This is a genomic window from Methylobacter sp. Wu1 (assembly GCF_036553575.1).
Classification (GTDB): Bacteria; Pseudomonadota; Gammaproteobacteria; order Methylococcales; family Methylomonadaceae; genus Methylobacter.
Genome location: NZ_JAZHOC010000048.1, coordinates 31,399 through 51,503, shown reverse-complemented (window position 1 = coordinate 51,503; position 20,105 = coordinate 31,399). Strand labels below are relative to the sequence as shown.

Below are 20,105 nucleotides of genomic sequence, written 5' to 3'. Positions count from 1 at the left end.
TGTTTTTTCAATCCCTTAAGCGTAGCTTCATAACGAGGAGGTTGGGTTGCCTGAGTAGGCATTGTTCAGATGAAATGCTTAAAAATTTTAAATTCAGCCTCCTGCACGTTTAAACATACAGCTTTTCCTTTTTTGATCGCCTCATTCTTGCCTTCTACCGACAGGTAAAAGGCAAAATGTGGAAGTCCTCAAATTCAGCATTAAAATTAGAGGTAACGATATGATTATTAAGGCAAGCCAAACCTTGATCGCCACACCGGCTGCAGCCATTCCACTACTCCTCTCTTTCAGCACGACTGCAGCCGAGCTCACACCTTTAGAACAACTGGGCAAGAATGTATTTTTCGACAAGATATCCAATCCCGGCACGCTGGCCTGCGCCTCATGCCATGATCCGGCAGTAGGCTGGGTCTTGCCTGATTCCGCCATCAACAACACTATAGTGGTGGCACCAGGCGCAGCACCCCAGGCGCTAGGCGTCATCAAGCCGCCGAGCAACGCTTATGCAATATTTTCTCCGCCTTTTAGTTTCCAACGCCTTGATAATTTTGAAGCCATAACAGAACCTGCACAAGTGGAAGCGCTGATAGGCAGAAACTTCCAGGGTGGAAGTACCTGGAACGGCTTCGCCGAAGGCTTCGGAAAAACATCCCCATCGGCCAGCCCTATTGGGGACGGCGGGGCCAGCGCTACGGTTACAGTGGATGACATCCCGCCGGCAAAGCAGGCCGAGTATGCAAAATTTCTTGGCCCTTTGGCAGATCAAGCCCTGAATCCCTTTCCGAGTCCCATTGAGCATAACATCAGCAAACAGGGTGTTTGCGAGATAGTCCAATCGGCTGCATACAAAGATTTGTACAATGCCGCCTATGATGAAGCTATCGACTGTACCGGAGGGCTTGAGACTAGTTTCAAGCGAATTGCACTGGCTCTCGCAGCCTGGGAGGCTTCGGACGAAGTCAACCAGTTCAGTTCCAGGCGTGACCAGGCGCTCGCAGCCGATGCCGACAAAAAATTCCCGCTGGACGGCTTTACCGACGCAGAAAATTTGGGACACGATCTGTTTTATGGCCGCAACGATTCAGGCCAAAACCCTGAGGGTAAAAACGCCGGCTGCTCTGAATGCCACAACAGCGGCGCTGCCGATTCCGATGGTACGGAGCCGGACCAGCTTTACACCGACAACCGCTATCACCATACTGGCCTGCCTTTTAATCCGGAGATCCCCGGAGTGGGAAAAGGGGTTATAACGGGTTTGACCGCACACATAAGTACTGCCAGACCGGAACTCACCGGTCAATCAGCTTTGATTTCCATCCCGCCAGGACCTAACAGAGCCCCAACTCTGCGCAATGTAGCCGCCCCGGATGGCTTTATAAAAGCCTATGGCCACAACGGCTATTTCAAGAGCCTGGAGCAGATCGTTCACTTCTACAACACGTCCTTGGTCTTCAAAGCAGGCTGCGCCAGTATCAGCATCTTTTCCTCCTCGACGCCAGTCTGCACGGATGATCCCAACGCCACGCCCGACCCGAACAGCACAGCCGCAACATGGCCAGGAGGGCCGATCACCCGTTGCCCGGGCGACATGAGGGCCAGCGATGCGATTGCGGCTAACTGCTGGCCGGAACCCGAGTTCCCGAATGCCACGACTCAAAGTATTAGCGTGATAGGAAACCAGCATCTGACTCAAGCGGAGGAAGAAGCGGTCGTGCAGTTCTTGAAAACTTTCACAGACCAAAATCCAGTCACGAGGCCATAGACTTTCAGTCGACCAGGAACTGATAAGGCAGCCGTCGAGCGCTCACGGCACGCAATAAGGCGCCGTGAGCTGACATATTGAGTTTATTCGGGCAACATATCGACAAGAATAACGAATGCCCCGAGGGTAGTAATGGCGATGTCCACGATACTGAATCAGGCTGGCGCATTACTGCTATTTACAATACTCCCACCGCACGCCGCAGGCGCAGAACAGCCTGCGCGGCATCGTAATTGGCATTGTTGAAATTGTCATGCGAGGTGGTGCGCAGATCCTCGGCTTTCAATACATCGGTATTGGTCGACAGGCCCTGCTGATAGCTATCGGTGGTCACTCTCATGTTTTCTTCAGCCTGTTCGATAGCCTGTTGGGTCACGGCGACGCGTTTTCGGGCTTCCTGATAATCCAGCCAGGCCTGGCGCACTTGCAGGCCGATAGTGCTGGTCAAGTCGTCGCGCTGTTCCTTCAGGGAAATGGCCTGCCGGCTGATGGCATCGCTCTGGTGGCGCGTGCTGCCGTCGAACAGTTTCCATTTGACGCCGGCGTTGACCAGCCACATGCTTTCAGCGGCCTGATAGCGGTTTTCCTGGTACTGATAGCCGCCGTTGATGGCGACCTGCGGCAATACGCCGGCCTTGACGCTCTGCGCCTGTTGCTCCAGAGACTCGATTTGCCGCGTCAGCACGGCCAGTTCGGAACGCTGCTTCAAGGCATCATTATTCAGCGCTTTCAGATCTTCCTTGGGCATTTCCGGAAATTGTTTCACCAGTTTGACCTCATCTTCAAGATTGCGGTCCAGCAGACGGTTATAGCTGGCCTTGGCGATATCGAGCCGATTGCCGGCCTGCACGACCTGCTGCTCAGCATTGACCAGTTCCACGTTCGCCGCCAGCACGTCATTGCGGGCCACCATGCCCTGATCGAACAGATTATTGACATCGACAACATGCGCTTTCAGGCTGTCGACATGGCTTTTTGCGACTTGCAGCGAGCTTTCGGCGCGCAATACCGCGATATAAGCCTCAGCCACCTGCATTTTTATATCCAGCTGGGCCGTGGTTTCATTGTGCTGCGCAGCCTGAAGGGATGCCTCGGCGGCGTTGATGTCGTGACTGATGCGGCCTCCGGTATAAATGGGCAGCGTCGCGATGGCCTGTGCGTCCATATTGCCCGGCTGCTGAGTATTGAACTGGGCCGTTCTGCCGTCTATTTGCGTCACGGCACCCGGCGTTTCACTGCGCTGGGTATAACCGCTGCTGACATTAAGTTCCGGCAGCCGCTGTCCCTTGGCTGAATTCAACTGCTCTTCGGCTGCCGATGTATCGATTTTGGCAGCCTTGATCTGATGGTTATTATCAATGGCGCTGTTCCAGGCCTCTTCCAGCGTTTCGGCCGATACGGCAGGCGCAGTGGTCACCAAAACACTGATTAGGCTAGCGCACAGAGGTTTATTATTGGTCAGCATGCAAAATGCCCTGCAGATAAAAAGGAATGACTTCATTAATCACGCGGTTTTTTTCGTCACCCGAAGGCAACGGCCTGATTCCCAGCAAGCAAGGAAAATACAAGTCGCCTTTCAGCAAGTTGAAGAAGGCATTCGCCGCGAACACCGGATCGGCAATGCTAAAGCGGCCGTCGTCATTCAGCCGGCGCAGATAATTTTCCAGCCCGGTCAAGGCCGGCAATGCGCCGCTTTCATAAACCAATTGCCCCAGTTCGGGAAAATCGCGGCTTTCGGTAATGAAAAGCCGGTAACCGGCCATCCCGTCTTCCGAAAAAAACAGATCCATAAACGACGCGGCGATTTTTTTCAGGTTCTTTTCGACATCATCCGAGTCGATGACGGCTTCGCTCATGGTTTGCAGCAAAGAAGCGCATAGGTTTGAAACGACAGCGGCCAGCAGCGCATTCTTACTGTCAAAATGATTGTACAGCGTGGCTTTGGAAACAGGCGCGGCCTGTGCAATTTTATCCATGCTGACATTCCGGTAGCCGTGCGCCAGAAACATGCGTGTGGCCGCCTCGATAATGGCTTGCCGCTTGGGATCAATGGATTTTGAAATCATCGAAAGAAAACTATTTTGATAAATAAAACGGATGAGCTAGACTAAACTAAACCGTTTAGTTTATCAAGGTAGTTTATGCAACGCTCCCGATCCATTTTATTAGGCTTACTATTTATTGTTGTCATCGTCGCCGCGGTCGGCTATTGGCTGCTTGACCGCCGTCAGTATGAAGCCACCGACAATACCTACTTGAGGTCCAATATCGTGCTGATCAGTCCCAAGGTAGAGGGCTATGTGACAGAACTGGCCATCGATGACAATCAGGCCGTCAAACAGGGCGATGTGCTGGTCACGATAGACGACCGCGATTACCAGGCCAAAGTCGCTCAGGCCGAAGCGGATATTGCGGCCGAAATGGCGCACATCGATCGCCTCCAGGCCATGAAAACATCACAGCATGCGCGCATAGAGGCCGTCAGAGCCAACATAACCGCATCGCAAGCGAAACAGGAACAAACCCAGAAGGATTTATACCGTTTTACCAATCTGATCAACCGAGGCTCGGCCCCTGCCCAGTCGCTCGACAAGATCCAGTCGGAATCCAAGCAGACCGGCGCCGAACTCAAAGCCACACATTCGACGCTGACGGCGGAACGCAATCAGCTGACTACGCTCGATATTGAAATCGCCGAAACCGAGGCGCGCCTGAAAAATATCCAGGCCCGATTGACGCTGGCCCAAATAGAACTCGACCATACCAAAGTACGCGCGCCGACCGACGGCATCATCGGCAAGCGCGGTGTGCAGCGCGGGCAGCTGGTCCGTCCGGGCATTACGCTGGCCTACCTGATAGAAAACCATAAAATATGGGTCGAAGCCAATTTCAAGGAAACCCAGCTGGAACACATGCGTGTGGGACAAGCCGTATCGATCAAGGTGGACGCCTATCCCGGACTTGAGCTGCACGGCAAAGTCGACAGCTTTGCGCCGGCCAGCGGTTCCGAATTCAGCATCCTGCCGCCCGAAAACGCTACCGGCAATTTCACGAAAATCGTGCGCCGCGTACCGGTCAAGATTGTCTTCGACGCCGGCCAAGACATCAGCCTGCTGAAGCCGGGCCTGTCCGCCGAAGCCAAGGTTAAAGTCCTGTAACGTATGTCAGCGCAATTACAAGAACAGCCGGAATTACCAAGCCAGCCGGAAGAAGCACAAAGCCGGACTGAGGAAGCCGGGCTGACCACGACGCAGTGGATCGGCTTTTTCAGCATGGCGGTCGGCGTTTTCATGGCGGTTCTGGACATTCAGATCGTCGCCAGTTCGCTCAAGGAAATACAGGCCGGGCTGTCCGCCACGCAGGACGAAATTGCCTGGGTGCAGACTTCTTATCTGATCGCCGAAGTCATCATCATTCCCCTGTCCGGCTGGCTGGGACGGGTTTTTTCGACGCGCTACCTGTACGCTATCTCGGCCGGCGGGTTCACGCTGGCCAGCCTGTTCTGCGCATTCGCCTGGAACCTGCCGTCCATGGTCATCTTCCGCTTGATACAAGGCTTTCTGGGCGGCGCGATGATTCCGGTCACCTTCACGGTCATCTTCATCATGTTCCCGCCGCGCCTGCAGCCGGCCATGACCATCGTACTGGGCCTGATCGTGACGATCGCGCCGACTGCCGGCCCGATCCTGGGCGGCTACCTGACCGAAACCTACAGCTGGCAATCGCTGTTTCTGGTCAACGTGGTGCCGGGCATCGTGGTCTGCGTACTGGTCTGGCTGACCGTTGACATCGATCAGCCCGAGTGGCATCTGCTGCAGAAAATCGACTTCATCGGCATTGTTTTGATCGCGGTTTGCCTGGGCTGCATGCAGTATGTGCTGGAAGAAGGCGTGCGTTACCAGTGGTTTGAGGATCGCCTGATCATGACGCTGACCCTGGTCGCGGCGGTCAGCGGCATCGCCATGCTGATCTGGGAATTAAAAAATCCGCATCCGATCATCGATCTGCGCGCCTTCCGCAATGTCAATTTTGCCGTCGGCTGCCTGTACAGCTTCGTGCTGGGCATCGGGCTTTTTTCGATCATTTATCTGGTGCCGATTTACCTGGGCAGCGTCAAAGGCCTCAACAGCCTGCAAATCGGCTATTACCTGATGGTGGTCGGCCTGTTCCAGCTGCTGTCGGCGTTTATCGCAGGCCCGCTGGAGAAAAAAATGGATTTGCGCTGGATGCTGTGCCTGGGCTTTGGCCTGTTCGCGCTGGGCTGCTGGCTGAATGCCGGGCTGACGGCCGAATCAGGCTATTGGGAATTCTTCTGGCCGCAAGCCATTCGCGGCACCGCGCTGATGCTGTGCTTTCTGCCCATCAATACGCTGGCGTTAGGCCTGCTGCCGGTCGAAGAAGTCAAAAACGCCAGCGGCCTTTATAACCTGATGCGAAACCTGGGCGGCGCGATCGGACTGGCCGTGGCCAATACGTTGGTCAGCTATCTGACGAAAAGCCATTATGCGGACTTGCGCGAATCGATGACAGCCACCAACTATCCGGCGCAGCAACTGTGGGAAGGGCTCGCTGAATCGATGGGCCAATTTAACTTATCCGAGCCTTCCTCGGCGGCATTGAAACAGATTACCGCGCTGGCCATGCGTGAAGCGGAAGTCATGACTTTCAACAATCTGTTTCAGCTCATTGCTTTGATTTTTCTGGGCTCGCTGCTCATCGCGCCGTTCCTGAAAAAAGTGGACCAAGAAAAGGCCGGCTCGATTCAGATGGAATAATCCGCTTAATTCTTTATACTGTAAAAATCATTCATTTTTACCTGGAGCATCATGACCGCCAGCTCATCCCTACAACGTCTCGCCTTGACGCCGGGCGAACCCGCCGGCATCGGCCCCGATCTCTGCGTTCAGTTGGCCCAGCAGGATTTGCCGTGTGAAATCGTCGCCATCGCCTGCCCTGATTTATTGGAACAGCGCGCTCAACAGTTGGGTCTGAAAATCAGTATAAAAACCTTTGACAGCACACTGCCGCCAACGCCTCAGCAGGCCGGCTGCCTGACCGTGCTGCCCGTTGAACTGGCGGAACCGGCCCAGTGCGGCCGCTTAAACCCGGCCAACAGCCGCTACGTCCTGAAAACGATCACGAAAGCGACCAAAGGCTGCATGGAGGGTTTATTCGATGCGCTGGTGACTGGCCCCGTGCACAAAGGCATCATCAATGACGCCGGCTTTACCTTCAGCGGCCATACCGAATACATTGCCGACATGACCGGCGGGCATCCAGTCATGATGCTGGCCACGCCCGGCCTGCGCGTGGCGCTGGTCACGACCCACCTGCCGCTGTCGGAAGTCAGCGCGGCCATCACCCATTCGCGGCTGAGAGCCGTCCTGTGCATACTGGATCAGGACCTGCGCTCGCGCTTCAAGCTGGCCAATCCCCGCATCCTGGTCTGCGGCCTGAATCCGCATGCCGGCGAGAGCGGCCACCTCGGGCGCGAGGAGATCGAAGTCATTGAGCCGGTGCTCGACAGCCTGCGCAAACAGGGCATGAACCTGCAGGGCCCGCTGCCGGCCGACACGCTGTTCACGCCGAAATATCTGGCATCGGCCGATGCCGTACTAGCCATGTATCATGACCAGGGACTGCCCGTGCTCAAGCACATGGGCTTCGGGCAGGCCGTCAACATCACGCTGGGCCTGCCGATCATCCGCACGTCCGTGGACCACGGCACGGCCCTGGATTTGGCCGGCACCGGCAAAGCCGAAATCGGCAGCCTGCTCAGCGCCATAGAAACCGCATTACTCATGGCAACCAACACGACTCGATAACATGGCCCATATACCACGCAAACGCTTCGGTCAGAACTTTCTGCACGATTACCGGATTATTTACGACATTATTTCCAGCCTGCAGGCCCGGCCCGGCGAGCATTGGGTCGAAATCGGCCCCGGCCAGGGCGCGCTGACCGAACCGCTGCTGAAAGAAGGCGTGAGCCTTGATGTAGTCGAACTCGACAGGGATCTGGTCGCGCTGCTCAGGGAAAAATTCAAGCAGCGCGACAACCTGCGCATACACAGCGCCGACGCCCTGAAATTCGATTTCGCCTCGCTTGCCGACGACAGCCGGAAACTGCGCGTCGTCGGCAACCTGCCCTACAACATCTCCACGCCACTGATGTTCCATCTGCTGGATAATGCGTCCTGCATACAGGACATGCATTTCATGCTGCAGAAGGAAGTCGTCGACCGGATTTGCGCAGCGCCCGGCAGCAAGAAGTACGGCAGGCTCAGCGTCATGATGCAGTATCACTGCGCAACCGAACTTTTGTTTGATGTCCCGCCCGAAAGCTTCGATCCGCCGCCCCAGGTCATGTCGGCGATCGTCCGACTGATCCCGCATCAGCAGCCGCCCGTTGAAGTCCACGATATTGCCAAACTCAACAAAGTCGTCACGCAAGCTTTCTCGCAACGGCGCAAGACGCTGCGCAATTCCCTGAAAACACTCATTGCCGAGGAAGATATAGAAGCCCTGAACATCGATCCGACGCTGCGGGCCGAAATGATTTCGCTGAGCGATTTCGCCAAGCTGAGCAATCTGTTGCAAAACGATGCCGCCTGACCTGTGACAATCCGCCACGCGGCAATCTGCCACATTCTAAAGAATATTATTTATTGCTAATATAATCTCAATTCTTGAGATGCAAACTCTTTTTAGAGTCTTTAGAATTATATCCTCCTTTGTAATGCGGCCTTCGCGGCCGCATTTTTTTGCCCGCCGTTTCAGTTTTATTCATGCACGCGAGAGCCTGTATCTCGTGTATCACGCTGCTTTAGACAAGACTGCCGATCCAATCTGTGAATATTGGCCAAGCTATGGACGTGGGAGAGATCTCAGGGTGTGAGCAAACATCTTATGATCGAGAGCCGCTTCTTGAGTGTGCTTTAGATGCGATTCTGTGATCTGTACCTGTAATCACGCATTGCTGCGCTGCCGCCTTATCGTCATTTGCGCGCATCATCTTTTCCATCTCGCTCAGCGGCGGAATGCGCTCGGCAGCCCGCACCGCATTCCATGAACAGTTTGCAGCGATACCTTTGTTTGGCTTAACCCCATGTAATGCCTAAGTATTTCGAATGCCAATGCAATCTCAGTGAAATCACTTATATTCATAAGTCAGTAGGCTGTTTATACTTGTTCATCATTACTAAATCTTTATTATTCGGTAAGTAAGCGCTGGCCGAAAAGTAAGCTGAGAAAAGTTTATTCCTTGGAATAAAGGGATACATAAAATCGTCCCGGAAAACTTCTTTCATATCCTGTTCGTTTTCAGCTTTAAAGAGCCAGAGCTGATACCAAGCGGATTATATTCAGGTGATTCGAGATATTTATAGCCGCAAACGCCTTCTCCCCCGCTATCGTCTATAAGACATTCATAGACTACAAGAACGGATGGATCGGTTTGCCTTTATGCTAGGATCGGGCTGAGTTCAGTCATAATTCGCCAAAAGATCGGCAACTGCTAGATTCGGCCCGAACTTGCAGATGGAAAATATCGAGGCCGATTGTTTATTTTGATCAGTAATTGAATCGTTTATATCAGTGAAAAAAAATTCGTCATTTGATCAATCATTCCTTATTGTGGGCATCGGCGCCTCGGCAGGCGGCCTGGAAGCGCTGCAAGAGTTCTTTGAAGCCATGCCGGCCTACAAAGAATTCGCTTTTATAGTTGTTGTGCACTTAGACCCCAATCACGTCAGCCTGTTGCCCGACCTGTTGCAAAAACACACGGCAATCAAAGTTACCCAGATTACTGACGGTGCACAGGTTGAGCCGAACCATATCTACGTTATTCCGCCCAATAAAAGCTTGTCCATTTTCAACAAAAGATTGCATCTGACGAAACTGGAGTCTCCTCGTTTCAGCCACTTACCCATAGACACTTTCTTCCGTTCGCTGGCTCAGGACCAGGGCGGCAGAGCCATTGGCATCGTATTGTCGGGCACCGGCTCCGATGGCAGTCGGGGTTTGATGGAAATCAAGGCGGCAAACGGACTCGTGATCGTGCAGGATGAAGCGTCCGCCCAATATGCCGGTATGCCGAAAAGCGCCATCAATACCGGCATCACCGACTACATACTGTCGCCCGACAAAATGCCGACCCAACTCATCCAATACGCTCAATATCGGGAAGATACCAATGACCGCCACATCGTCCAATTACAGAATATCGACGTTTTTCTGCAAAAAATATTTTTTCTGATTCACAATCAGACCGGCCACGATTTCTCGATGTACAAAAGAAACACGATCTGCCGGCGCATCGAGCGGCGCATGCAATTGCGTCAGACTGCCAATATGGCGGACTATGTCGCACTTTTGCAAAAAGATGAACAGGAGATTGCCATTCTGGCCAATGAATTGTTCATTGGCGTAACAAATTTTTTTAGAGATTCTGAAGCCTATAATGTGCTCCAGCAAAAGATCCTGCCGTCATTTCTTAGTCAAAAACCCAGCAATTATACCCTGCGTGTCTGGGTTCCCGGCTGCAGCACGGGCGAAGAAGCCTATTCCATGGCGATTATTATTCAGGAATGTCTCGATAATATAAAACATCACATTAACGTGCAGATTTTCGGCACCGACATTAATGAGAATGCCATTGAAAAAGCCCGTCGCGGACTTTACCTGTCCGGCATCGAAAATGTCGATGTCAGCCCTGAGCGCATCAAACGCTTTTTTGTCAGGGAAGACAGCAACTACCGGATTAAAAAATCCATTCGGGAAATGGTGGTTTTCGCACCTCAAAATATCATCAGCGATCCGCCTTTTACCAAGCTGGATATTATCAGTTGCAGAAATCTGCTGATTTATTTCAGATCGGAATTGCAAAGAAAAATGCTGCAGACATTCCATTACAGCTTAAAAGAGGGGGGCATTATGTTTTTGGGCCCTTCGGAAACGACTGGCCAATCCAATCATTTTTTTTCCGTGTTGGATAAAAAATGGAAAATTTTCCGGCGAACCAAAGTGGCGGAAAGTATTCCTAGGGCTCTGCATCTTCTTGAGCCTGCTCATCCGATCCTCGGCGAGGATATAAAAATGCTCGACATCACTCAGAAAACAGCAGAATTAAGTGTCATGCAGTTGGTCGAAGCCATTCTCAGGCACAGTTCGGTGCCGCCGTGCGCCATTATCGACACCAAGAGCAACATCATCTATGTGCATGGCAGATTGGGTAAGTATTTAGAACCTGCGGAAGGCAAGATCAGCATCAATATCGTCGACATGGCACGTTTCGGATTAAAAACAGAATTGGCCTCCGGAATTCGTCAAGCGTCCCAGACCCGAAAGAAAGTGCAGAAAAAAGTCTATGCCATCCAGCAGGACGGCAGCCAGATCAGCGTGGTCATGACGATCAGCCCCATCATGGAGTTTTCGCCCATTCCCGGACTTGTCATGGTGGCTTTCGAAGAGGTGCCGATGGAGAGTCTGATAAAAACAGAAGCTTCCAAGGCCTTGCCGACCAAGACAGAAGAAGTCGCGAAGCTGCAGCAGCAATTGGATTTCACTAAGGAAAGCCTGCAGACCACCATCGAAGAACTGGAAACCTCGAATGAAGAGCTCAAATCCACCAACGAAGAACTCCAATCCACCAATGAGGAGTTGCAAAGCATGAATGAAGAGCTGGAAACGTCAAAAGAGGAATTGCAGTCGCTGAATGAAGAAACCGTGACCGTCAATGCAGAGCTGCAAAGCCGAATCGAAGAATTGCAGTCCGCCAATGACGATATGAAAAACCTGTTTGACAGCACTCAGATTGCCACGCTGTTTCTGGACACCAAATTCTGTATCCGCCGTTTTACGCCCAAAGTAAAAGAACTGATTAAACTGGAAGCAAACGATATCGGACGTCCGATCTCCCACTTTTCTTCATCTTTGCAAGATCCGAATTTGCCGGGTCTTGCCGGTGAAGTGCTGAGAACGCTCAATAAGCATGAATCGGAAATCTGCGATGATCAAGGCCGGTGTTTTTGTGTACGCATCCTCCCTTATCGCACCACCAACAATATTATTGATGGTGTAGTCATCACCTTTGAAGATATTAGTGTCCGGAAAGAGGTCGAGCAGGCTCTCATCAACAATGAAAAACGCTATAAACGCATGATCGATTTCTGCCCCGTTCCGATGTGGGAAAACGATTTTTCCAAGGTTGAACAGACTTTGCACGCGCTGCGTGATCAAGGTGTAGCTGACCTTGCGGAATATCTGGATAAACACCCGCAGAAGCTGAAAGACCTGCTAAAAAAAGTGCAAATTTCCCATGTCAATAATGCGGCCATGGGATTATTCAAAGCGGATGACAAAGAAAAGCTGGCAGCGAGCATCCAGGAATTGCTCACCCGGCGTTCAATCCAGCCTTTTATAACGCAACTGCTAGCCATCTGGAACCGGAAAGACAAAGTCAGCCTTGAATGTCATTGCGAAGACCTGCAGGGAAACCCATTGGCTTTGCATCTGGAGTGCGTGGTGCCCGGTGATGAGGGCCAGTTGAATTACGACAACGTGATTGTCGTACTGCCGCTATTGCGTTAACAGAACCTATCGATGTATCAGGATTGTACCTATGCTAAATAAAGTGGATAAATTCTATGAACTGAGGCAACGGGCGAAAGAGCTCTTAGCTGCGCCCGAGCCATTGTCACCCTCTCATTCCATAGAGGAACTTTATGAACTGTTGCAGGAATTGGATACGCATCGCATCGAACTGGAATTACAAAACGACGAGCTACTGAAGACCCAGCAACAACTTCAGGACACAACGCAGGAATATTTCGATTTTTACGACTTTTCCCCAGTCGGCTACCTCACGGTCAACAGTGAAGGCATCATTCTTAACGCCAACATGACGCTAGCCAACCTACTCGGCGTCGAAAAACAGGCCATTATCAATAAATCCTTTGCTGAGTTTGTGCTGGATTCCGATCAGGATATTTTATATTTCTATCGGTGGGCCCTGTTAAATCATCAGAGCGTTCAAAGCTGCGAATTACGTTTGCGCAGAAGTGACGGACAAACATTATGGGTCAAACTCGATGGCTTGCCTCAAACAGTCCAGAAAGAGAAGCTTTTCAGGCTGGCGCTCACGGACATACATCACCTGAAAGAAACGGAAGAACTGCTAAGCAAAAGCGAAGCGGATCTGCGCGCCATCTTCGATAACGTGCTCGACGTTATCATTAAAATTGACCAGCAGGGCATTATCAATTCCGTGAATGCCGCCACCGAGAGCGTTTTCGGCTTTTCTGCCGAAGAATTACCCGGCTCCCATATCAGCCGATTGATACCCCAATTCGACTGGAGCGAGTACGAAGCCCCATCCGCCCGCCGCAATGAGCGCGGCGTCCAAATTACCGGCGTCAAGCGCGAACTGGAGGGCCTCAAGAAAAACGGCGTGAAATTTCCGGCAATTCTCGGCATCAGCGCAATCACCAGTGAGCGCCAGCCTCGCTGCTTTATTATCACCATTCATGAAATCACCGAGCGCAAGCAGATGGAAATAGCCCTTCAACAGGCAGACCGCCGGAAAAACGAATTTCTGGCCATGCTGGGCCACGAACTCAGAAACCCCCTGGCACCTATCCGTAATGCCGTACAGGTGCTAAAAACCCAGCATTCCGAAAACCCTACACTGGCCTGGTGCAGCAAAATCATCGACCGCCAAGTCAGCCATATGGCGTCATTGCTCAATGACTTGCTGGATGTTGCGCGCATCATGCAGGACAAGATCACGCTGAAGATCGATCATGTCGATTTCAATGAGATTATAGACAGCGCCATAGAAACCAATGCGCCGCTGATACACGCACGCCATCAGGAGCTGGTCACTGCGCGTTCTGACACGCCCATGTGGATAGAAGGCGACCGCGTCCGCTTGACTCAGGCACTATCTAACCTGTTGAACAACGCCACCAAATACACCAACGAGGGAGGCAAGATATCTCTGATGGTAATACAGGAAAATGGCGATCTGGTCATTAAAGTGCAAGACAACGGGTCAGGCATTTCGCCGGAAATTCTGCCCTGTATTTTTGAACTTTTTACCCAGGCCGATTCGACCTTGGCCCACTCTCAGGGCGGTCTCGGACTTGGGCTGCCGCTGACGCGCAGACTTGTGGAGATGCACGGAGGCACGGTCACTGCATACAGCGCAGGCAATCAACAAGGCAGCGAATTCACTATGCGCTTGCCGCTATCCTATGCCGCAGTCATCCAATCAACGCCGCCCGAAGCCGCTCCGCCGGCAGTCAAGTTGCGTATCCTGCTGATAGACGACAATCCCGATGTGACGGAAAGCCTTGCCCTGCTGCTGCAAATAGAAGGGCACGAAGTCGATACTGCAGACCGCGGATTGAAAGGCATAGAGAAAGCGCAGACGTTCCGCCCTCAAGCTGTCCTGCTGGACATCGGGCTTCCTGATCTGAGCGGCTACGAGGTGGCAAAGCGATTGCGCGAACTGCCGGAAACGCAGCAAGCGCTCCTGGTCGCCATTAGCGGCTATGGGCAGCCTGAAGACCATGAACAATCAAAGACCGCCGGCTTCGACTATCACCTGCTCAAACCCGTAACGCCTGCCAGTTTGTTTACCTTACTGGCGACATTAACGGACAAAACCTAGTCCGTCAGTCGCGACGCTTTCAGCAGCGCCGCCGCGCTATCTCTAGTTATCGCTCTCAAGCCGCTTGCCAAGGCTGATGACATTGTCGTTTTTATACCCGATTGCCTCGTAGAACTTGATCACGTCAGTATTGGTCTGACGGACCTGAAGATTTATTTTGGGGCAGCCTTTCTGCTTGATGAGCGCCTCAACAGACGCCACGAGCTGACGGCCGTAGCCTTTTCGCTGATGCGCCGGGGCAACAGCCAGATAGTTGATCCAGCCCCGATGGCCTTCATAACCGCCCATGACCGTTGCGATAATACCGCCCGCTATCTCACCGACAATGAACAGATCCGGGTCCACTTTCAATTTTCTCTGGATGTCCTTGTAGGGATCGTTCCACGGCACAACCAGATTGCACTCCTGCCATAGCTTGACAACACCATCTTGGTCTTTCGCCTCAAACGTCCGTATTTGCATAGGCTGACTCCTGATGACGGCTGATCTGGCGCATCCGGCCCGTTGGCCCCGTTATCGCTAAAATAAAATGTTTCATTATTCACTGCCTTGATCAATAAATTGCCGCCCTGAAAAGCGCGCGCTTCGGCAAGAACGCTTACCCGCCTGTTAAATTCATGGACAAAAAACGCGCTTTAGCACTGCGGCAATCTGTCACGCGACAATCTGCCACATTCCAGCACTTATCATTTGCCGCTAATATACTCTCAATTCTTGAGATGCGATCTCTTTTAGAGACTTTAGAATTATATCCTTCTTCAAATGCGGCTTTAACAGCCGCATTTTTTTTGCCTGCCGTTTTTGCTCCGTGAGCTTGAACCGCCTGTCCGCGCCTACCGATGCGTTTATCCTGACTTAATAAGGCATAGCCCCTACTTGCGTTTTTTCTACCAATAAGTTTATCCTGATAACCGCTGATCAGGCACGATCTTCTGGACGCCATTTTTGCCATGCGGCAAGGCGCGTGCGCCCTTTTGCCAAGACAAAATATTTTGGTATTTTTTCTGTCATTGTTAATAATATCGATTATTTTCTTGTAACGTCGCAACAAGCATTGAGGTAACACCATGACAACAGTAGCAGACCCTATTATTGGAAGCTGGTATAAAGACGTAGAGAACAATCTGATGTTTAAAGTCGTTGCGATTGAAGAAAGCGACGATTCAATCGAAGTCCAATATTATAACGGCGATATCGGCGAATACGATCATGACAGCTGGTATAACTCGACCTTTGATTATATCGAGGACCCAGAGGACTGGAGCGCGCCTTTTGATGATCTCGAAAACGACGATCTGGGTTATACGGACCCTGACGACCATCGGCCTAGCCCTGACGATATGGATATCGAAGATTATCTGGATTAATTAGGAATTTATCACATGAAAATGAGTCCCCGGGAATTCCTGGACTGGCAAACGAAAAGAGTTACCCTGCTGGCAATGTCCGGTGCGGGGAAAACCACGCTGGCTAATAAGCTGCCGAAATCCAAATGGTTTCACTATTCCGGCGACTACCGGATAGGCACGAAATACCTGGAAGAGCCGATCCTGGATAATATCAAGCGCCAGGCCATGCGTGTGCCGTTCCTGCGCGAGTTGCTGCTGTCCGATTCCATTTATATCGCCAACAAGATAACCGTGGACAACCTCGCGCCTGTATCGACTTTTCTCGGCAAACTCGGCAATCCCGAACTGGGCGGTTTATCCTTACAGGAGTTCAAGCGTCGGCAAAAACTGCACCATCAGGCTGAAATCGCAGCCATGAATGATGTGCCGGAGTTTATTCACAAGGCTGAAGACATCTACGGCTACAAGCACTTCATCAATGACGCCGGCGGCAGCGTTTGCGAGCTGGACAGCCCGGAAGTGCTGGAGACCCTGGCCCAAAATACCTTGATAATCTATATCAAAATTCCGCCGGCCATGGAGCAGATCATCATCGAGCGCGCCAAAACCGATCCCAAGCCGCTCTATTACCGGGAAGCGTTTCTTGATGAAAAGCTGGCCGAATTCATGTCGCTGCATGGCTACGCTGATCCTAATGCCATACCGCCCAATGAATTTGTCACCTGGGTCTTCCCTGAATTGTTCAAATCCCGTCTGCCCCGCTATGAAGCGATCGCCGAACAGTATGGCTATACCGTCGACGCGCGCGATGTCGCCGAAGTGAAAGACGAAGACGACTTTATCAGATTGATTGCCGATGCGATTGCCAGGCAGCAATCCAATTAACGAAGAAAAACTATGCCATTAGTCGCTCACTCTGACTTACCGACTTTCCAGCGTCTTCGAGAAGAAGGCGAAGAAATCCTGGCGCCGGACCGCGCCAGTCATCAAGACATACGGGAGATGCATATAGGCCTGCTCAATATGATGCCCGACGCTGCGCTGGAAGCCACGGAAAGACAATTTTTCCGATTGGTCGGCGCTTGCAATCAAATCACGCAATTCCATGTTCATCCATTCACGATCGATGGCCTGCCCAGAGGCCCCGAGGCGCAGGCCCACATCGACAAATACTATGAATCGTTTGAAAAAATCAAACAGGACGGCCTGGACGCCTTGATCATCAGCGGCGCTAACGTAACTCATCCGAGATTGCCTGAAGAGGACTTCTGGCAGCCGCTAACGGAGGTGTTTTCCTGGGCCAAGGAAAACGTAACCTCGGTGCTTTGCTCCTGTCTCGCCACGCATGCCTTGATCCAATACTGTTATGGCATAGAGCGTACGCGCCTGCCGGCCAAGCGTTGGGGCGTCTTTGCGCATAAAGTCACCGACCGCAAGCACCCGCTAGTGGCTGAAATCAATACGCGCTTTGACGTGCCGCATTCCCGTTTCAACGAAATATTCCAGAGCGATATGGAACAGCATGGGCTCAAGGTCCTGGTTGTCAGCAAGGAAGCCGGCGCACACTTGGCCGTCAGCCCGGACGGCTTCCGCATCGTTTATTTCCAGGGCCATCCTGAATACGACGACATCAGCCTGCTGAAAGAATACAAGCGGGAAGTCATGCGTTTTTATCGGGCCGAAATCGATGAATACCCGCCTTTTCCCGAGCATTATTTCAATACTTATGTCCGGCAGGTATTTACCGACTACGAACAACATGTCCGATCGGCCAGAAAAACCGGCCGGCCGCTGGATGTCTTTCCCGAAGCGTTGGTTCTGGAACATATCGACAACACCTGGCGCGACACGGCCAAAGCCGTATTCAACAACTGGCTGGGAAAAGTCTATCAGTTGACCAACCAGGATCGGCGCCTGCCCTTTATGGACGGCATCGATCCTGAAAATCCTTTAGGGCTCTAAATGCACGAGGAATTTTTGCGGCAAGCCATTGATCTGGCCGTCAACAATGCGATTACCGGCGCAGGCGGTCCCTACGGCGCGGTCGTCGTAAAAGACGATCAGGTGATTGCGGCCAGCGCCAACGGCGTTACCCGTACAATGGATCCGACGGCGCATGCCGAGATCATGGCCATCCGCATGGCCTGCAAAAAATTGAATGACTTTCAGTTGCGCGGCTGCATTCTGTACACCAGCTGCGAGCCCTGCCCTATGTGTCTGGGCGCCATTTACTGGGCCAGGATGGAAAGAGTGTATTTCGGCTGCACGCGGCATGAAGCCGCTGCCGCCAATTTTGACGACAGCTTCATTTATGATGAGATTGCCGTGTCGCCGTCCGAGCGTAAAATCACCATGCTGCATTTAGACCTGCCCAATGCCCGGCAACCGTTTGACATCTGGATGAAAAACAACCTCAAGGTGCCTTATTAAGCACTCTTGGACAAAGGCTTGGAAAGGACGACCGGCTCGGACGCCTTTATCTTTTATTTGAGCTATTTCTGAGCAACTTTTACCAGCCAGCCCATCTGATCGTCACACCCCAGCACAGCCTTGACGCTGGCATTGATTCTGGCGAAGCTGCCATTGAATGCTGCCGGAAGTTTGGCCTTTATGCGGTAAAAACTGGAAGTGGTTTCCACGGTAAACGGCAGATTCTGATTTTTTGCGGTCAACTTGAGCGTTTTGGGATCCGACCACGCCGATATCATAAAAGTAAATTCCGATTCGGGCGCGACTTCAGCCTTTTCAGGCGCCTTGTATACCGGAAGACTAAAGTTCATGAACTTGGGTTTTTTACAGACTTCTTCGGTTTCGCCCGCGCTGCTGTAAGCGAATGCTGCACCATTAAACAGAACCGCGGCTATCAATAACGCCGCTTTTAATACTTTTATTGTTTTCATATATCTTCCTCAACACGAATTTTTATTTTTAATTATCTTATATTTACCAGAATTCACTTTAATTATTTTTTTACTGAAATTCAACCGAGCTAAATGCTTAATTATCGTTACAGTAACAATTGATTTCCAGCCCATTTGCGCCTGAACCGTCAGTATGATGCGAATTTGATCCTGGTCAGCGATTTCAAACAATCGCGCTGTGACGCCTCATATCCTTCGCACAAAACCGGCGTTGTCTAGTACAATATCGGTCATCAATCATTACTTTTAAGAGAACATCACATTGAGCGAACAAAATCAAGACAGCTTGAATTATAAAAGTGCCGGCGTTGATATCGAAGCCGGTAATGCACTCGTTGAACGCATCAAGCCTATTGCAGCCCGAACACGTACTGCAGGCGTGCTGGCGGGACTGGGCGGTTTCGGCTCAATGTTCGAACTGCCGCTGGACCGTTATAAAAACCCGATCCTGGTTTCCGGTACCGATGGCGTCGGCACCAAACTGAAACTGGCTATTGAAGCCGGCATCCATGATACGGTCGGCATCGACCTGGTCGCCATGTGCGTCAACGACATCATCGTCCAGGGCGCCGAGCCATTGTTCTTCCTCGATTATTTCGCAACCGGCAAGCTCGACGTGGACACTGCCGCCGCGGTCATCGCGGGCATCGGCAAAGGCTGCGAACTGGCCGGCGCGGCGCTGGTCGGCGGCGAGACAGCCGAAATGCCCGGCATGTATGCCGACGGTGAATATGACCTGGCCGGTTTTTGCGTCGGCATCGTCGAGAAAAGCAAAGTGCTGGACGGCAGTAAAGTTAAGGTCGGCGATAAACTGATCGGCATTGCTTCGTCCGGACCGCATTCCAACGGTTACTCACTGATCCGCAAAATCATCGACCGCAGCCAGGCTTCATTGGCCGATGATTTCCAGGGCATACCGCTGGGCACGGCCCTGCTGGAACCGACCCGTATCTATGTCAAGTCCTTGCTGTCGCTGCTGGAAAAGGTTGATATCCATGCGCTTGCGCACATTACCGGCGGCGGCCTGACCGAAAACCTGCCGCGCGTGCTGCCGGAAGGAATCGATGCGCGGATTGACCTGTCTGCCTGGCAATTCCCAACCATTTTCCAATGGCTGCAAACGCAGGGCAACGTCTCTCAAGCCGATATGCTGACAACCTTCAACTGCGGCATCGGCATGATTGTCTGCGTCGCACCGGAGGATGAAGACGCGGCGCTGGAAACGCTGACCAGCCTGGGCGAAACCGTTTTCGCCATCGGCGAATTGGTGGCATCCGAAGGCAAGCCGAAAGTCGCCTATATCTGAACCGCGGGACCATCCCGAAAAAGCCATGGTTCCTGCAGGGCCGGATTCATCCGGCCCGAAACCCCGCCCAGTCGATCATGACTTGCCTGACGAT

General features: G+C 52.1%; 17 protein-coding genes. 12 read left to right on the top strand and 5 right to left on the bottom strand.

The window, feature by feature from the left end:
- Window positions 1-220 precede the first annotated feature (220 nt).
- Window positions 221-1,762, top strand: a complete 1,542-nt coding sequence (locus V2P20_RS07955; RefSeq protein WP_331817694.1) for a cytochrome c peroxidase — start codon at window positions 221-223, stop codon at window positions 1,760-1,762.
- A gap of 178 nt (window positions 1,763-1,940) precedes the next feature.
- On the opposite strand, the gene V2P20_RS07950 is transcribed toward V2P20_RS07955, so the two are convergent.
- A complete protein-coding gene (locus V2P20_RS07950) occupies window positions 1,941-3,227 on the bottom strand; it encodes a TolC family protein (RefSeq protein ID WP_331817693.1) in 1,287 nt (428 codons plus the stop codon).
- Complete coding sequence (locus V2P20_RS07945; protein ID WP_331817692.1) at window positions 3,214-3,828, bottom strand: TetR/AcrR family transcriptional regulator; 615 nt, start codon at window positions 3,826-3,828, stop codon at window positions 3,214-3,216. Before V2P20_RS07945 ends, V2P20_RS07950 begins: the two co-directional genes overlap by 14 nt.
- 75 nt (window positions 3,829-3,903) lie before the next feature.
- Between V2P20_RS07945 and V2P20_RS07940 the strand changes: the two genes are divergently transcribed.
- The 6 genes from V2P20_RS07940 (at window position 3,904) to V2P20_RS07915 (ending at window position 14,435) form a co-directional block, all read left to right on the top strand.
- The gene (locus V2P20_RS07940; protein ID WP_331817691.1) at window positions 3,904-4,920 is read left to right on the top strand and encodes an HlyD family secretion protein; all 1,017 of its coding nucleotides are present in this window, start codon (window positions 3,904-3,906) and stop codon (window positions 4,918-4,920) included.
- A 114-nt stretch (window positions 4,921-5,034) separates the two neighbouring features.
- On the top strand, window positions 5,035-6,537 hold the full coding sequence (locus tag V2P20_RS07935) for a DHA2 family efflux MFS transporter permease subunit (RefSeq protein ID WP_331817761.1): 1,503 nt from the start codon (window positions 5,035-5,037) through the stop codon (window positions 6,535-6,537).
- 51 nt (window positions 6,538-6,588) lie between these two features.
- Window positions 6,589-7,587: a 4-hydroxythreonine-4-phosphate dehydrogenase PdxA gene (pdxA, locus tag V2P20_RS07930; RefSeq protein WP_331817690.1), complete on the top strand. Its 999-nt coding sequence runs from the start codon at window positions 6,589-6,591 to the stop codon at window positions 7,585-7,587.
- 1 nt (window position 7,588) lies between these two features.
- Window positions 7,589-8,377, top strand: coding sequence for a 16S rRNA (adenine(1518)-N(6)/adenine(1519)-N(6))-dimethyltransferase RsmA (gene rsmA / locus V2P20_RS07925; protein ID WP_331817689.1), 789 nt, complete (start codon window positions 7,589-7,591; stop codon window positions 8,375-8,377).
- A 981-nt stretch (window positions 8,378-9,358) separates the two neighbouring features.
- Window positions 9,359-12,352 (top strand): chemotaxis protein CheB, encoded by a 2,994-nt coding sequence (locus V2P20_RS07920; protein WP_331817688.1) that lies wholly within the window; start codon window positions 9,359-9,361, stop codon window positions 12,350-12,352.
- A gap of 31 nt (window positions 12,353-12,383) precedes the next feature.
- Entirely contained in the window at window positions 12,384-14,435 is a 2,052-nt protein-coding gene (locus tag V2P20_RS07915; RefSeq protein WP_331817687.1) for a PAS domain S-box protein, read from the top strand.
- Window positions 14,436-14,477: 42 nt separating this feature from the next.
- On the opposite strand, the gene V2P20_RS07910 is transcribed toward V2P20_RS07915, so the two are convergent.
- Together V2P20_RS07910 and V2P20_RS07905 are read right to left on the bottom strand one after the other, a co-directional pair.
- Window positions 14,478-14,897, bottom strand: coding sequence for a GNAT family acetyltransferase (locus V2P20_RS07910; protein WP_331817686.1), 420 nt, complete (start codon window positions 14,895-14,897; stop codon window positions 14,478-14,480).
- A 136-nt stretch (window positions 14,898-15,033) separates the two neighbouring features.
- A complete protein-coding gene (locus tag V2P20_RS07905; protein WP_331817685.1) occupies window positions 15,034-15,504 on the bottom strand; it encodes a hypothetical protein in 471 nt (156 codons plus the stop codon).
- Between V2P20_RS07905 and V2P20_RS07900 the strand changes: the two genes are divergently transcribed.
- The 4 genes from V2P20_RS07900 to V2P20_RS07885 are packed head-to-tail and all read left to right on the top strand — an operon-like array spanning window position 15,503 to window position 18,214.
- Window positions 15,503-15,802 (top strand): DUF6763 family protein, encoded by a 300-nt coding sequence (locus V2P20_RS07900; protein WP_194969786.1) that lies wholly within the window; start codon window positions 15,503-15,505, stop codon window positions 15,800-15,802. The genes V2P20_RS07905 and V2P20_RS07900 overlap by 2 nt on opposite strands.
- A 15-nt stretch (window positions 15,803-15,817) precedes the next feature.
- Window positions 15,818-16,669 carry an ATPase gene (locus V2P20_RS07895; protein ID WP_194969787.1) on the top strand — a complete coding sequence of 284 codons (852 nt, stop codon included), beginning with the start codon at window positions 15,818-15,820 and terminating at the stop codon, window positions 16,667-16,669.
- 12 nt (window positions 16,670-16,681) lie between these two features.
- Window positions 16,682-17,746: a homoserine O-succinyltransferase gene (locus V2P20_RS07890; RefSeq protein WP_331817684.1), complete on the top strand. Its 1,065-nt coding sequence runs from the start codon at window positions 16,682-16,684 to the stop codon at window positions 17,744-17,746.
- Window positions 17,747-18,214 (top strand): nucleoside deaminase, encoded by a 468-nt coding sequence (locus V2P20_RS07885; protein WP_331817683.1) that lies wholly within the window; start codon window positions 17,747-17,749, stop codon window positions 18,212-18,214.
- Window positions 18,215-18,276: 62 nt separating this feature from the next.
- Here V2P20_RS07885 and V2P20_RS07880 read toward each other — a convergent pair whose 3' ends face one another.
- The gene (locus V2P20_RS07880) at window positions 18,277-18,684 is read right to left on the bottom strand and encodes a hypothetical protein (RefSeq protein ID WP_331817682.1); all 408 of its coding nucleotides are present in this window, start codon (window positions 18,682-18,684) and stop codon (window positions 18,277-18,279) included.
- A 283-nt stretch (window positions 18,685-18,967) separates the two neighbouring features.
- Here V2P20_RS07880 and purM point away from each other — a divergent pair, with 283 nt between their 5' ends.
- Entirely contained in the window at window positions 18,968-20,011 is a 1,044-nt protein-coding gene (gene purM, locus V2P20_RS07875) for a phosphoribosylformylglycinamidine cyclo-ligase (protein ID WP_331817681.1), read from the top strand.
- Window positions 20,012-20,105: the final 94 nt, after the last annotated feature.

Excerpts from the sequence above, each read along its gene's own strand:
- V2P20_RS07955 (WP_331817694.1), top strand. The coding sequence starts at position 221 with ATGATTATTAAGGCAAGCCAAACCTTGATCGCCACACCGGCTGCAGCC.
- V2P20_RS07950 (WP_331817693.1), bottom strand. The coding sequence starts at position 3,227 with ATGCTGACCAATAATAAACCTCTGTGCGCTAGCCTAATCAGTGTTTTG.
- V2P20_RS07945 (WP_331817692.1), bottom strand. The coding sequence starts at position 3,828 with ATGATTTCAAAATCCATTGATCCCAAGCGGCAAGCCATTATCGAGGCG.
- V2P20_RS07940 (WP_331817691.1), top strand. The coding sequence starts at position 3,904 with ATGCAACGCTCCCGATCCATTTTATTAGGCTTACTATTTATTGTTGTC.
- V2P20_RS07935 (WP_331817761.1), top strand. The coding sequence starts at position 5,035 with ATGGCGGTCGGCGTTTTCATGGCGGTTCTGGACATTCAGATCGTCGCC.
- pdxA (WP_331817690.1), top strand. The coding sequence starts at position 6,589 with ATGACCGCCAGCTCATCCCTACAACGTCTCGCCTTGACGCCGGGCGAA.
- rsmA (WP_331817689.1), top strand. The coding sequence starts at position 7,589 with ATGGCCCATATACCACGCAAACGCTTCGGTCAGAACTTTCTGCACGAT.
- V2P20_RS07915 (WP_331817687.1), top strand. The coding sequence starts at position 12,384 with ATGCTAAATAAAGTGGATAAATTCTATGAACTGAGGCAACGGGCGAAA.
- V2P20_RS07910 (WP_331817686.1), bottom strand. The coding sequence starts at position 14,897 with ATGCAAATACGGACGTTTGAGGCGAAAGACCAAGATGGTGTTGTCAAG.
- V2P20_RS07900 (WP_194969786.1), top strand. The coding sequence starts at position 15,503 with ATGACAACAGTAGCAGACCCTATTATTGGAAGCTGGTATAAAGACGTA.
- V2P20_RS07905 (WP_331817685.1), bottom strand. The coding sequence starts at position 15,504 with ATGGTGTTACCTCAATGCTTGTTGCGACGTTACAAGAAAATAATCGAT.
- V2P20_RS07895 (WP_194969787.1), top strand. The coding sequence starts at position 15,818 with ATGAAAATGAGTCCCCGGGAATTCCTGGACTGGCAAACGAAAAGAGTT.
- V2P20_RS07890 (WP_331817684.1), top strand. The coding sequence starts at position 16,682 with ATGCCATTAGTCGCTCACTCTGACTTACCGACTTTCCAGCGTCTTCGA.
- V2P20_RS07885 (WP_331817683.1), top strand. The coding sequence starts at position 17,747 with ATGCACGAGGAATTTTTGCGGCAAGCCATTGATCTGGCCGTCAACAAT.
- V2P20_RS07880 (WP_331817682.1), bottom strand. The coding sequence starts at position 18,684 with ATGAAAACAATAAAAGTATTAAAAGCGGCGTTATTGATAGCCGCGGTT.